Origin of the sequence: Nocardioides hankookensis (assembly GCF_042658885.1) — a bacterium.
In the GTDB taxonomy this organism is placed as follows: domain Bacteria; phylum Actinomycetota; class Actinomycetes; order Propionibacteriales; family Nocardioidaceae; genus Nocardioides; species Nocardioides hankookensis.
This window is the reverse complement of sequence record NZ_JBHSRJ010000003.1, coordinates 133,495-146,887: the sequence shown is the minus strand read 5'-3', so window position 1 is coordinate 146,887 and position 13,393 is coordinate 133,495. Positions and strand designations below refer to the sequence as shown.

Genomic DNA, 13,393 nt, shown 5'->3' with positions numbered 1-13,393 from the left:
CGATCAGGTCCTCTTGACCGCGGTGACCTTGCCGCCCTTCGAGAACGACACCTTGACGACGACCCGCGGGTCGGTCGCGCTCTTCGCGCAGAAGCGGTACGTCGAGCCGAGCCGCTGGTAGGGCTGGCCGACGGCCTTCATCACGGCGGTGGTCGTCATGCCGCGCCGCAGCAGGTGGCTGACCCGGCCGACGCCCTTGCGCAGACCCGGGTTGCGGCAGGAGTCGGGCTTGACGCCGTCGGCCCGCTCCCACATCTGGAGGTAGGCCTCGGCCCCGCGGGCCATGTCGTCCTCGATCTTGGCGCCGTCGCCGCGCTTCTGCTTGTCGGCGACCTTGGTGAGGTCCTGGATCCAGTCGGGGTAGAGGCCGTACTGCGCGACGCCGTCGGCGTTGATGTCGTAGACCCGCTGGCCGGCGTGCTGCTTGTCGATGGTGACGCCGCCCAGACCCGTGAAGGGGTAGGTGACCGGGTTGGACACGTCGGTGCCGCGCGGGTCGCCCTGGGCGCCGAGGCCGTTCATGTCGGCGCCGTACCCGATCCCCCAGTAGTAGCGGGGATCCGCCCACCCGACGTGGGTGCGCCACTTCTCGACGAAGCCCGTCGAGTCGCCGGCGTACGGCGTGATGAAGCCGCCCTCCTGGTAGATCCGCGGGTAGGCGTCCGGGGTCGCCCACGAGTGGCTGGAGACGACGCCGTGGTAGCCGAGGTCGTCGATCTGGTCGAGGGCCGAGGCCCGCGCCTTCACGCTCATGTGGTCGGGGTCGAAGATCATGTGCCGCTTCGCCAGCCCGGCGATGGTGTGCTCGCCGAGCGTGGTCAGGCCGCGGGAGTTGCAGTGGTGCGCGGGCCCGTAGACCGGCAGCGCGGTGTGCAGCGCCGAGAAGAGCTCACCGACGGCGCCGAAGAGCGCGTCCTGCTGCTCGGCCGAGATCTCGGGCGCCGCGAGCTGGTCGCGGTCGTGGGACTCGCCGTCGGCGGGCTCGCAGTGCCGCATGTCCCAGAACGAGCCGGTTTCCAGGAAGTTCGCGGCGTTGACCGCGACGCCCACGGCTCCGTTGTCGCCGGCCACACCGGCCAGGGCGTTGTCGAACTTGTTGACCAGCTCGACCTGCCGCAGCCCCATCCGCTTCAGGCTGTCGAGCTGCTCGTCGATGTCACCGATGTCGCACTGCGGCACGTCGAGCTTCATCGTGCAGCCGAAGGGGACGCTGGTCTCCATGCCCATGACCACCGCCATCTTCCCGGCGTTGATCACCTTGCGGGCCTGGAAGGGGTTGGTGACGATCCGGTAGAAGCCCTTGCCCGGCCCGCCGAACTGCGCGTCGATGTAGTCCTGCATCTCCCGCATGTCCTTGGCCTGCCGGCGCACCGACTCCATGTCGTCGCACTTGGCGTACTCCGGGCTGCGCTTCAGCGGGTAGATCTTGCAGAGCTGGTCGTTCTCGACGAGCAGGTTGACGAAGATCCGCTGGCCGCCGCGCCACGACCGCTCGAGCCAGCGGTAGTAGGTGCCCTCGTGGGTCAGCGACTCCGGGGCCGGCCAGTCCTTGAAGGTCGGCCAGCCGATCGGGTCGTGGTGCGGCTGGCCCGACAGGACGGACTCCAGCACGCCGCCGTACCCGCCCGTCGCCGTGTGGTCGGGGCAGTCGACCAGGGCGTACGGCGCGCCGTACTGGTCCCAGGGCTTGCCGCAGTGGGCGGCGCCACCGAGGAACTCGAAGGCCATGCCGTGGGTGTGCGCGTCGACGTAGCCGCGCACCTCCTGGTAGGGCGTGACGCCGGCGTGCGGGCGACCGGAGATGTCGATCTGCGACTCCGGGTAGGCGGCGCAGCCGCTGGTGCGGGTGAGGCGGAACGCGCTGGCGCCACCGATGGTCAGCGGGGAGCCGTTGTTGCTGAAGGTCATCGCGGCGCCGGAGCGCCGGGCGGTCCACACGGTCGACGGTCCGGGCGTCGCCGCCCGCTTGCCGCCCGCGGTGACGAACGTCCGGTCGGCGGCGTAGAGCAGGTAGTCGCCCAGGTCGGTCGGCTTGAAGAAGATCGGGGTGCCGGCCAGCGTGTAGCAACCGTTGGCCATCGCGTAGCGGTCCGCGGGGTGCAGGGTCCGCGGCTGCGTGACCCGGGCGCTGGTCAGCTGGGGATCGGGCATCCGGCGCTCGCGTTCGACGTACGACGCGCTCGCGGTCCGCTGCGCGGCGGTGGTCGGGTCCTTGGTGGACTTCCCGAGGTCGCCGGCGCGGGACAGGGCATTCTTGTCGGCCTTCATGGTGGCCAGCGCGTTCTGGGCGAAGGCGTAGCGCGACTGGAGGCCGCCCTCGCGGACCCCGGCGGCCCCGCCGAGCGCTACGGCGCCGACGACCAGCGCCGTGGCGGCGGAGATGGCGACGACGAGACGGCGGGTGGGACGCGATCGAGGCACGGCTGGCTCCTTGGAGGTTGCTCTGAGCAACCAACGAACCGACTACCCCGGAGGTACGGGCGTCGAAACCACCTCGGGCTCCCGACGACCCAGCCCGGCGACCGCCAGCAGGATCAGCGCGGTCCCGGCGATGCCGGCCACGCCGAGCCGCTCGTCGAGCCAGAGTGCGGCGACGACGGCCGCGGTCACCGGCTCCAGCAGGGTCGCGACGACGGCGGCGCTGCCGGGTGTCGTGCGGAGCCCGGCGTAGAAGAGGCCGTACGCGAGCGCCATCGTGAAGACGCCGAGGTAGACCAGCGTCAGGCTGACTGTCGGGTCGTCGAGGCCGACGGTGAGCGAGCCGCCGAAGGCCGCGCAGACCATGAGGGCGACGGCACCCACCGTGGTCGTCGCCGTGGTGAGGGTCAGGGGCGTGGTGGTCAGCGTGAGCGATCGGCCGACGGCCGTCGTGGCGGCGTACGTCGCGCCGGAGCCGACCGCGAGCAGCACCCCGAGGACCGGGTGCGGGCCCGGGTCGTGGGCGCCCGCGGCGAGGCTGACCAGCACGAGCCCGGTGAGCGCCAGCACGAGCACGCCGACCTGCCCGAGCCCGGGCGCGGACCGGCGGCGTACCGACTCGACGATCGTCAGCAGCACGGGCGCCAGGCCCAGGCTGACGACCGTGGAGACCGAGACGCCGACGGCGACGACCGACCCGAAGTAGAGCGCCTGGTAGGCCGCCGTCCCGCAGCCCACGAGCACCACGCGCTGGGGGTGCGCGCGGGCGAGAGCGACCAGCGCCGGCAGCTGTCGCAGCACGACGAGCACCACCAGCAGGACGACCGCGGCGATCGCCATCCGCCAGGCGCTGATCGTCAGCACCGGCATCTCGACGTGGTCGCGGATCACCTGGACGCCGAGCCCGCCGGTGCCCCACAGGACGCCGGCCAGGCAGATCTGGAGGAGGCCGAGGCCGGCACGCGGGGTCGGCGTCGTCACCGCACCATCCAACCGGCTGGTGCTCAGCCGGTCCAACCGCTTATCCGCCGGGTCAGACCGGCGGCCGTCGCGCTCACCTCGGCGGCGAGCCTGGTCGCGTCGGTGGACCCGGCGGGCTGGTCGGGGTAGGTCACGGCGACCGCCGCCACCGGGTGCTGGTTGTGGTCGGACACCGCCACGGCGACGCTCGCCAGCCCGGGCGTCACCTCGCCGTCCTCGACGGCGTGCCCCCGCTGGCGGGCGTCGGCGAGCACCCGGCGCAGTGCGCTCAGGGTGCGCGGCCCGTGGCCGTGCCGGTCCACGAAGTCGGACGGCTGCGAGTAGAGCGCGCGCACCTGCGGGGCCGGCAGCTGCGCGAGGATCGCTCGGCCGCTCGCCGTCAGGTGTGCCGGCAGCCGGACCCCGACGTCGGTGACCAGCGGCGGTCGTCCGGGGGCGCGCTCCTCGACGACGTACAGGACCTCTCGGCCGTGCAGCACGGCCAGGTGCGCCGAGTGGCCGACCCGGTCGACGAGGGCGGCCAGGGGCCGACGGGCCAGGCGCTGCAAGGGTTCCTGGCGCGCGTAGCCGCTGCCGAGCTCGAACGCCGCGAGGCCGAGGCCGTAGCGGTGCTCGTCGGCGAGGTGGACGACGAAGCCCTCCTCGATCATCGCGTTGAGCAGGTGGTACGTCGTGCTCCGCGGCAGGTCGCACGCGCGCATGATCCGGTCGAGTGGGACCGGGTCGGGCTGGCCGGCCAGGAACCGCAGGACCCGCATCGTGCGGGTCGCCGCAGGCACCTGGCTCATGCCCGAAGGCTACGGCTCCCGGCTCCCGGCGGCGCCAGGACGGTAGTCGTCGGCCCGGTGGTCGACGTCCGGGTCGATCGCGTCGGCCGCGCGCAGGGAGTCCTCCTGGCGGGCCTCCTCGACGTGCAGGCCCTGCCGGGCCTGCGCCGCGTCCTGCTCGGCGCGCTCGGCCTCCGCGCGGGCGACCTCGGCGCGGGCCTCGGCCGCGGCGGCGTCGCGCTGCGAGCTGTCGATCGCCTCGGACTGGGCGGCAGCCTCGGTGCGCAGGTGTCCGGCGTGCTCGCGTCGCTGCGCCGTACGCCGGCGGCTCAGTGCGACCGCGAGGCCGGCGACGACGAGCACGACGACCACGATGACGATGATCGTGACGGTGGTGGACATGGGTTCCTCCCTCTCTCCGAGGGATCCCGTACCCACTTGACCCTCAGCTCAACGCGCGCTCCTCGCGCACGGGGACCAGCGGCGCCGCCACGAGGGGGAAGAGCGCGCCGAGGGCGAACGCCGCGGCGTACCCGAGCTCGCCGATCGCGAGGCCGGCGAGCGGGGGTACGGCGGAGCCGGCGAGGAACTGCGCCGTGTTCTGGGCGCCCAGCGCCCGGCCGGACCAGAACGGACCGGCGCGCTCGGCGACGGCCGTGAACGCGAGACCGTTGTCGGCCACCGTCACCAGGGTCGCGACCACCACGAGCAGCACCGCGACGGCGAGGTCCAGGGCGGCGGTCAGACCCAGCAGCGCCATCGTCACCGTCGCCGCCAGGGCGACCCAGCGCAGCGGCCGCAGCCGGCTGCCGACCATGTCGGAGAGCTGGCCGACCGCGATCCGGCCCAGCGCCCCGGCGACCTGCGCGACCGCGACCAGCGACCCGGCCGCGGCGGGCGACCAGCCGCGCTCCTGCACGAGCCAGACCAGGGCGAAGGACCACACGAGGAACTGCGGGACGACGAGCAGCACCGAGACGCCGTGGATCCGGGCCAGGAACGAGTCCTGACGGTAGGGGTTGGCGACCGGCGTACCGGCCGTCCGCTCCGGCCGGGGCGGGTCGATGACCACGGCCGCGGCCAGCAGTGCGGCCAGGGCGCAGGCGACGGTGGGGACCCAGAGGGCGGCCTGGATGCCGTGCCCGTCGGCGACCACGGCGATCGAGATCGCGGCGACGCCGACGCCGATGGGCTGCGCCATCTGGCGGATGCCCATCGCGAGGCCCCGTCGCTGCGGTGGGAACCAGCCGACGACGACCCGGCCGCTCGCGGCGTTCGTGCTCGCGGCCGCGGCGCCGGCCAGGAAGAGGGTGACCACCAGGAGGGGGAGGCTCTCGGTCAGCGCGCTGGCGATCCCGGCCAGCGTCGTGGCGCCGAGGCCGGTCAGCATCACGAAGCGCTCGCCGCGCCGGTCGGTGACCCAGCCCCAGGCGACCAGGGTCAGCATCACGCCGATGGTCGGGGCCGCGGCGACCAGGCCGGCCTCGGCCAGGCTCAGGCCCTCCCGCTCGTGGAGGGTTGGGATGAGGAACGCGGGCCCGTGGATCATCACCGCGGCGGCGGCCTGGGCCAGGGTGCTGGCCGCCAGCATCGACCACCGGCGGGCGGTGGAGACGGTGCGGACCGGCGCGGTCGGCAGCTGACGGAGGCTCACGCCCCTAGTCAACGCCGCGCCGGTCCGCCCTTCATGCTCCGTCTTGCAGGGTGACCTGTGAGATCGGCGACCAGGTCAGTGGACGATCTTGTTGAGCCGCTTCACGACGAGTCGGGCGTTGCCGAGCTCGATGACCGCACCGGTGCCGTCGAGCACCGTGATCCGCAGCGCCGTCACCTTGATCCCGCCCGGGATCCGCGTCGTGACCATGGGCTCGAGCTTGGCGACGCCGGGGATCTCGAGGCCCTGCGCCGGGAGGGTGCGCGTCTCCCCGTTGACGATCAGCCGCCCGAGCGTCGAGCCGCGGGTGTTGGCCTTGAGCTTGGTGCGGTTGGGCCCGAAGCGGGCGACGTTGACCTGGCCGACGATGCCGGTGACCTGGAGGGCGCCGGCGAGGTTGATCGACGCCACCCGGCTGCGCTCGCGGCCCCAGGCGCGCTTGGCGTTCTGGTCACCGACCGACGAGCTCGACGCGGCGCCGACGACGACCTGACCACCCAGGTCGAGGCCCCCCAGCTCGCGGTGGCGGACCACGCCGTTGGTGCCCTGGCAGGGCATCTTCATCAGCGGGTTGCGGCCGAGCCGGACGATGTCGCCGGCCGCGTTGCCGCCGATCGCGTAGGACTCACCCGAGAACACGCCGACCGTCGCGCCCCGCGCGATCTGCGCAACGGCGTGCGCCACGCGCACGACCGACCCGGTCTGGTAGAGCCGGATCTTGAGGCCGTTGGCGAAGACCTGGGCGCCGTTGGCGGAGGTGTTGGCCTTCTTGTGGGCGATGATCACCTTGCCCACCTGCGGGATCTCGACGGGCTGGCTCGGCGTCGGGAGCGGGAGGTCCATCGCGGGCCCGACCGGCGGCTTGAACTGCAGGCGGGCGAGGTCGGTGTTCGCCTCGGTCTTGAAGCCGGATCCGTCGTGGAAGGCGTGCGCGGTGGTGGAGACGGCGGAGAGCGTCAGGGTGCCCAGCGGCGAGTCGCTCAGCACCACCTTGCCGATGGTGTTCTCGGCCCACGACGAGACGACGCCGCCCGACCTGGTCGTCCAGACCCGGGTCTTGACGCCGCTGATGGTGCCCAGGCCGGGCAGTGCGACGTCGGCGACCTGGTTGGTCTTGTCGATGCCGGCGAGGTTGGTGCAGCCGATGACCTCGTACGCCGGGACGCCGGACTGGGCCGGCGCCTGACCGCCCTGGACCCGGGTGCCGTAGCCCCAGCTCTTGAGGGCGAACGGCGTGGCGGCGGGGTTCGTGGACCGCTCCTGCGCGGCCGGTGCCGCGTCGGCGACGGTGAGGCTCGTCCCGGCGAGGGCGAGGGCCACGGCGGCAGCCATGGTCCCGATCAGAGTGCGTGTGCGTGCCATGGCGGCAGTTCCCTCCAGTTGCCGGTCCGTCCCCACGGACCGCCCGATGAATGCCCCCCACCTGTCCCCTCTCAACGGGCGCGACAGTCCCGAAGTCACTTGTGACACCCGTCACGTCTCGGATCCCAGACGGTCGTCGGGTCGCCGGACCTGTCCGGCGCGGGCCGGCGCGGCGAGGATGGACCCATGACGACCGGCACCAGTGACCTGACCCAGACCGTCGAGATCGGCGTCGGTGCGGTCTCCTTCGACGACCTGATCGCCGTGGCCCGCGAGGGGTCTGCGGTGCGGCTCTCCGACGACGCGCTGGCGGCCATCGACCGGGCGCGGGCGGTGGTCGACGAGCTCGCCGGGGCCCCGACCCCGGCGTACGGCATCTCGACCGGGTTCGGTGCGCTCGCCACCCGGCACATCCCCACGGAGATGCGGGCCCAGCTGCAGCGCTCGCTGGTGCGCTCGCACGCCGCCGGCTCGGGTCCCGAGGTCGAGCGAGAGGTGGTGCGCGCCCTGATGCTGCTGCGCCTCTCGACCTTGGCGACCGGCCACACCGGCGTACGCCGGGGGACGGCGGAGCTGCTGGCCGGGCTGCTGACCCACGGCATCACGCCGGTGGTGCGCGAGTACGGCTCGCTCGGCTGCTCGGGCGACTTGGCGCCGCTGTCGCACTGCGCGCTGGCGCTGATGGGGGAGGGCGAGGTCCGCGACGCGGCCGGCACGCTGATGCCGGCGGCTGACGCGCTCGCCGCCGCCGGGCTGGCGCCGGTCGAGCTCGCCGCGAAGGAGGGCCTGGCGCTCATCAACGGCACCGACGGGATGCTCGGCATGCTGGTGATGGCGATCGCCGACCTGCGGATGCTACTGAGGACCGCCGACATCGCCGCCGCCATGTCGGTCGAGGGTCAGCTCGCGACCGACCGGGTGTTCGCCCCCGAGCTGCAGGCGATCCGGCCGCACCCCGGGCAGGCCGCGTCGGCCGCCAACCTGGTCGCCCTGCTCGCCGGCTCGGGCGTGGTCGCGTCGCACAGAGGTCCCGACTGCAACCGGGTCCAGGACGCCTACTCGCTTCGCTGCTCGCCGCAGGTGCACGGGGCCGCGCGGGACACCGTCGACCACGCCGCGCTGGTCGCCGGGCGCGAGCTGGCCTCGGCGGTCGACAACCCCGTGGTGCTGGCCGAGGAGGGACGCGTCGAGTCCAACGGCAACTTCCACGGGGCGCCCGTCGCCTACGTGCTCGACTTCCTCGCCATCGTCGCGGCGGACGTCGCGTCGATCAGCGAACGGCGTACCGACCGGTTCCTCGACAAGGCCCGCAACCACGGGCTGCCGCCGTTCCTCGCCGACGACCCGGGCGTCGACAGCGGCCACATGATCGCGCAGTACACCCAGGCCGCGATCGTCTCCGAGCTGAAGCGGCTCGCCGTCCCGGCGTCGGTCGACTCGATCCCGTCGAGCGCGATGCAGGAGGACCACGTCTCGATGGGGTGGTCGGCCGCCCGCAAGCTGCGCCGGGCGGTCGACGGCCTCATGCGCGTCGTCGCGATCGAGGTGCTGACCGCGGCGCGGGCGCTGGACCTGCGTGCCCCGCTGACCCCGTCGCCGGCGACCGGTGCGGTGGTCGCCCTGCTGCGGGGGGCCGGCATCGAGGGTCCGGGGCCGGACCGGCACCTGTCCCCGGAGATCGAGGCCGCCGTGGCGCTCGTGGGCTCGGGGGCGGTGCTGCGCGCCGCCGAGGAGGTCGTCGGCCCGCTGCGCTGGTGACCGACGCTCAGGTCCAGGCGGGAGCGGTCGATTCCACCTGCTGACTCGGATCGACGGACGATCCGAAATGGAGGTGGATCGTGTCCCAGTCGTCCCTGTCGTCGCTCTCCCTGAGGGCGAGGCTCCTCGCGGCGTTCCTCGTGGTCTCGTTGACCAGCGTGGTCGTCGCCGGCTTCGCGCTCACGCGGATGAACACCATCAGCGACCGCGCCCAGGCCGTCTACGAGCAGGGCACCGTCCAGCTCGACGGCACCCGGAACCTCCAGGTGCTGTGGTGGGAGTACGAGACCCACGACGCCCGTCTCGCGATCACGGCGCTGCCGCCCGAGACGCTGGCCGCGGAGCAGAAGCTCCAGGCCGCCTCGCTCCAGGACCTCAACAAGAGCGTCGAGACGGTCAAGGGGATGGACCTCCCGAAGGACGTCGCCTCCAACGTCGACGCCTTCGCGACGGCGATCCAGAGCACCATCGACGAGGTCGACAAGCTGAAGTCGGGTGATCTCACGCCCGCCGAGTCCGGCGCGGTCCTCCAGCAGCTCAACACCCTCGCCGTCGACGCCCAGAAGGCGATCGACGCGGCCAACGCCGCGGAGCAGAAGGCCGCCGCCGCCCAGGCGCAGTCGGCGCGCGACGCGTTCGAGTCCGCGCGCACCCTGACCATCGTGATCATCCTCGTCGGCCTGGCGCTGAGCGTCGGCCTCGGCGTCGCCTGCGCCCGCAGCGTCGCCGGCCCGATCGACCGCACCCGCGACCTGCTCGCCCGGGTCGCCGAGGGTGACCTCACGGTCCGCGTCGACGAGACCGGCCCCCGCGAGATCGCCGAGATGAACCGGTCGCTGAACGCCACCCTCGAGGCCCTCGGTGCCGTCATGGTGCTCGTGCGGGACTTCGCCCAGCGGCTCGCCGGGTCGTCCTCGGAGCTGCGCGGCACGGCCGACGCCATCGCCGGCAACGTCGAGGGCGTCGCCCGCCAGGCCGACGTCGCGTCGTCCTCCGCAGGCGAGGTCTCCAAGAACGTCGGGACCGTCGCCGACGGCTCCGAGCAGATGGAGTCGGCGATCCGCGAGATCGCCCAGAGCGCGAACGCGGCCGCCCAGGTCGCCGGCAACGCGGTGGGCATCGCCGAGAACACGACCGAGACGGTCGGCAAGCTCGGCGCGTCCTCGCAGGAGATCGCGTCCGTGGTCAAGGCGATCACCTCGATCGCGGAGCAGACCAACCTGCTCGCGCTCAACGCCACCATCGAGGCCGCTCGTGCCGGTGAGGCCGGCAAGGGCTTCGCGGTCGTCGCCGGTGAGGTCAAGGAGCTCGCGCAGGAGACCGCGCGGGCCACCGAGGACATCTCGCGCCGGGTCGTCGCGATCCAGGCCGACACCAGCGGCGCCGTCGAGGCGATCAGCCAGATCAGCGCCGTCATCGCGGAGATCAACGACTTCCAGATGACGATCGCCTCGGCCGTGGAGGAGCAGACCGCCACCACGAACGAGATGAACCGCAACGTGCTCGAGGCCGCCAACGGCTCCGAGGGCATCGCCGACAACGTCGCCGGCATCGCCGGGGCCGCGGCCCAGACCCTCGCGAGTGTCAACGACGCGCAGCGCTCGGCCGGCGAGCTCGCCGACATGGGTGCCCAGCTCGAGGAGGCGGTCGGCCGCTTCCGCGTCTGAGTGGCGGCGTCTCGGATGTGAGACACGAGGGGGTCCGGTGCATCTGGCGCCGGGCCCCCTCGGCTCGTTCACTGGACCCATGGCCTCGAACCCACGACTGCCCATCCACGCCGCCCACGGCACCGCACTGACCGCGAGGTCCTGGCAGACCGAGGCGCCGCTGCGGATGCTGATGAACAACCTCGACCCCGAGAACGCCGAGCGCCCCGAGGACCTGGTCGTGTACGGCGGCACCGGCAAGGCCGCCCGCAGCTGGGAGGCGTACGACGCGCTCGTGCGCACCCTGACCACGCTCGCGGACGACGAGACGATGCTCGTGCAGTCGGGCAAGCCGGTCGGCGTGATGCGCACCCACGAGTGGGCGCCGCGCGTGCTGATCGCCAACTCCAACCTGGTGGGCGACTGGGCGAACTGGGAGGAGTTCCGCCGGCTCGAGGACCTCGGCCTGACGATGTACGGCCAGATGACCGCCGGCTCCTGGATCTACATCGGCACCCAGGGCATCCTCCAGGGCACGTTCGAGACCTTCGCGGCCGTCGCCGACAAGAGGTTCGGAGGGACGCTCGCCGGCACCATCACCGTGACCGCGGGCCTGGGCGGCATGGGTGGCGCGCAGCCGCTCGCCGTCACCATGAACGACGGCGTCGTGATCTGCGTCGAGTGCGACCAGTCGCGCATCCAGCGCCGGATCGACCACCGCTACCTCGACGTCCAGGCCGACTCCCTCGAGCACGCCGTGGCGCTGGCGATCGAGGCCCGCGACGAGCGACGCCCGCTCTCGATCGGCGTGCTCGGCAACGCCGCCGAGCTGCTGCCCGCGCTGCTGGAGATGGACGCGCCGATCGACATCGTCACCGACCAGACCTCGGCCCACGACCCGCTCTTCTACCTGCCGGTCGGCGTGCCCTTCGAGGAGTGGGAGGCCCGTCGGACGGCGGACCCGGCCGGGTTCACCAAGGAGGCGCAGGCCGCGATGGCCGCGCACGTCCGGGCGATGGTCGAGCTCCAGGACAAGGGCGCCGAGGTCTTCGACTACGGCAACTCGATCCGTGACGAGGCGCGCAAGGGCGGCTACGACCGGGCGTTCGAGTTCCCCGGCTTCGTGCCGGCCTACATCCGGCCGCTCTTCTGCGAGGGCAAGGGTCCCTTCCGCTGGGCGGCGCTCTCCGGCGACCCGGCCGACATCGCCGCCACCGACCAGGCGATCCTCGAGCTCTTCCCGGAGAACGAGCGGCTCCGGAAGTGGATCACCATGGCCGGCGAGCGCGTGCACTTCCAGGGCCTGCCCGCCCGGATCTGCTGGCTCGGGTACGGCGAGCGCCACCTGGCCGGCCTGAAGTTCAACGAGATGGTCGCGTCGGGCGAGCTCAAGGCGCCGATCGTGATCGGTCGCGACCACCTCGACTGCGGGTCGGTCGCCTCGCCGTACCGCGAGACCGAGGCGATGCTCGACGGCTCCGACGCCATCGCCGACTGGGCGCTGCTGAACGCGCTGGTCAACACGGCGTCGGGTGCGTCGTGGGTGTCGATCCACCACGGCGGCGGCGTCGGCATGGGCCGCTCGATCCACGCCGGCCAGGTCTGCGTCGCGGACGGCACCGACCTGGCCGCGCAGAAGATCGAGCGGGTCCTCACCAACGACCCCGGCATGGGCGTCATCCGCCACGTCGACGCCGGCTACGACCGAGCGGTCGAGGTCGCTGCCGAGCGCGGCGTGCGGATCCCGATGCAGGAGGGCTGACCGGCCCCTACAGTGGGCGCGTGAGCCAGCAGCCGGCCCGCTCTCGGGCGACGTTGACCGACATCAGCTCCCGCGCGTGGGAGCACCCCGCCGACCGGGGCGCCCTGGTCGCCCTGCGGAAGCTGAAGGGCTTCGACTCGCTGCTCAAGGCGATGTCCGGGTTGTTCAACGAGCGCGCCGTGCGCCTGGTGTTCCTCGGCTCCGCGATCCGCGTGGACGAGCGGCAGTTCGCGCGCCTGCACCGGCTGCTCGGCGAGGTCGGGCGCACCCTCGACGCGCCGGAGCTGCCGGAGCTCTACGTGGTCACGAACCCGATGCCGGGCGCGATGACGATCGGCATGAACAAGCCGATCATCGTGCTCAACTCCGGCCTGGTCGACCTGCTCGACGAGGACGAGCTGCGCTTCGTCGTGGCCCACGAGCTCGGCCACGCGATGAGCGGGCACGCGGTCTACCAGACCATGCTCCAGCGGCTGATCCAGTTCAGCGGGGTGCTCACCGCGATCCCGCTGAGCGGCCTGGGCGTGCGGGCCATCATCGCCGCGCTCTACGAGTGGTCGCGCAAGTCCGAGCTGTCGGCCGACCGTGCCGGGCTGCTCGCGACCCAGGACCCGGCCACGGCGTTCCGGGTCCACATGAAGCTCGCGAGCGGCGGCCACATCGACGACCTCGACGCAACGTCCTTCTTCGCCCAGGGGCAGGAGTACGACGAGGCCGACCTGCGCGACTCCGTCCTCAAGATGCTGCTGGTCGAGAACCGCTCGCACCCCTTCCTCGTCGTTCGCGCGACCGAGCTGCGACGTTGGGTCGACTCGGGTGAGTACACCGCGATCCTCGGCGGCGACTACCCGCGCCGCCAGGACGACGAGCAGGCCAAGGTCAGCGACGCCGCCAAGGCCGCGGCCGCGTCGTACTCCGAGAGCTTCCGGCAAAGCCAGGACGCCGTCGGCAAGATGGTCCACGACGTCGCCGGCGTGCTCGGCAGCGTGAAGGTCTGGCTGGACGAGACGTTCCGCCGGGGCGACGCCTGAGCCCGCTCGCCGAC

General features: G+C 72.7%; 10 protein-coding genes. 4 read left to right on the top strand and 6 right to left on the bottom strand.

From position 1 onward, the window contains the following. Positions 1-3: 3 nt before the first annotated feature. From ACFPYL_RS05885 to ACFPYL_RS05860, 6 genes are all read right to left on the bottom strand, one after another. Complete coding sequence (locus ACFPYL_RS05885; RefSeq protein ID WP_379151589.1) at positions 4-2,421, bottom strand: hypothetical protein; 2,418 nt, start codon at positions 2,419-2,421, stop codon at positions 4-6. Positions 2,422-2,463: 42 nt separating this feature from the next. After that, positions 2,464-3,399, bottom strand: coding sequence for a DMT family transporter (locus tag ACFPYL_RS05880; protein WP_379151586.1), 936 nt, complete (start codon positions 3,397-3,399; stop codon positions 2,464-2,466). 23 nt (positions 3,400-3,422) lie between these two features. Further along, on the bottom strand, positions 3,423-4,187 hold the full coding sequence (locus ACFPYL_RS05875; protein ID WP_379151584.1) for an IclR family transcriptional regulator: 765 nt from the start codon (positions 4,185-4,187) through the stop codon (positions 3,423-3,425). Positions 4,188-4,196: 9 nt separating this feature from the next. Beyond that, positions 4,197-4,568 carry a hypothetical protein gene (locus tag ACFPYL_RS05870; protein WP_379151581.1) on the bottom strand — a complete coding sequence of 124 codons (372 nt, stop codon included), beginning with the start codon at positions 4,566-4,568 and terminating at the stop codon, positions 4,197-4,199. A gap of 43 nt (positions 4,569-4,611) precedes the next feature. Continuing rightward, positions 4,612-5,820 (bottom strand): MFS transporter, encoded by a 1,209-nt coding sequence (locus tag ACFPYL_RS05865; protein ID WP_379151578.1) that lies wholly within the window; start codon positions 5,818-5,820, stop codon positions 4,612-4,614. A gap of 75 nt (positions 5,821-5,895) precedes the next feature. Then, positions 5,896-7,152 (bottom strand): choice-of-anchor P family protein, encoded by a 1,257-nt coding sequence (locus ACFPYL_RS05860; protein WP_379151575.1) that lies wholly within the window; start codon positions 7,150-7,152, stop codon positions 5,896-5,898. Positions 7,153-7,368: 216 nt separating this feature from the next. Here ACFPYL_RS05860 and hutH point away from each other — a divergent pair, with 216 nt between their 5' ends. The 4 genes from hutH (at position 7,369) to ACFPYL_RS05840 (ending at position 13,379) form a co-directional block, all read left to right on the top strand. Further along, on the top strand, positions 7,369-8,940 hold the full coding sequence (gene hutH / locus ACFPYL_RS05855; protein WP_379151572.1) for a histidine ammonia-lyase: 1,572 nt from the start codon (positions 7,369-7,371) through the stop codon (positions 8,938-8,940). 80 nt (positions 8,941-9,020) lie between these two features. Continuing rightward, positions 9,021-10,607 (top strand): methyl-accepting chemotaxis protein, encoded by a 1,587-nt coding sequence (locus ACFPYL_RS05850; RefSeq protein ID WP_379151569.1) that lies wholly within the window; start codon positions 9,021-9,023, stop codon positions 10,605-10,607. 79 nt (positions 10,608-10,686) lie between these two features. Next, positions 10,687-12,348, top strand: a complete 1,662-nt coding sequence (gene hutU / locus ACFPYL_RS05845; protein WP_379151566.1) for a urocanate hydratase — start codon at positions 10,687-10,689, stop codon at positions 12,346-12,348. A gap of 20 nt (positions 12,349-12,368) precedes the next feature. Then, positions 12,369-13,379, top strand: a complete 1,011-nt coding sequence (locus ACFPYL_RS05840; protein ID WP_379151563.1) for a M48 family metallopeptidase — start codon at positions 12,369-12,371, stop codon at positions 13,377-13,379. Positions 13,380-13,393: the final 14 nt, after the last annotated feature.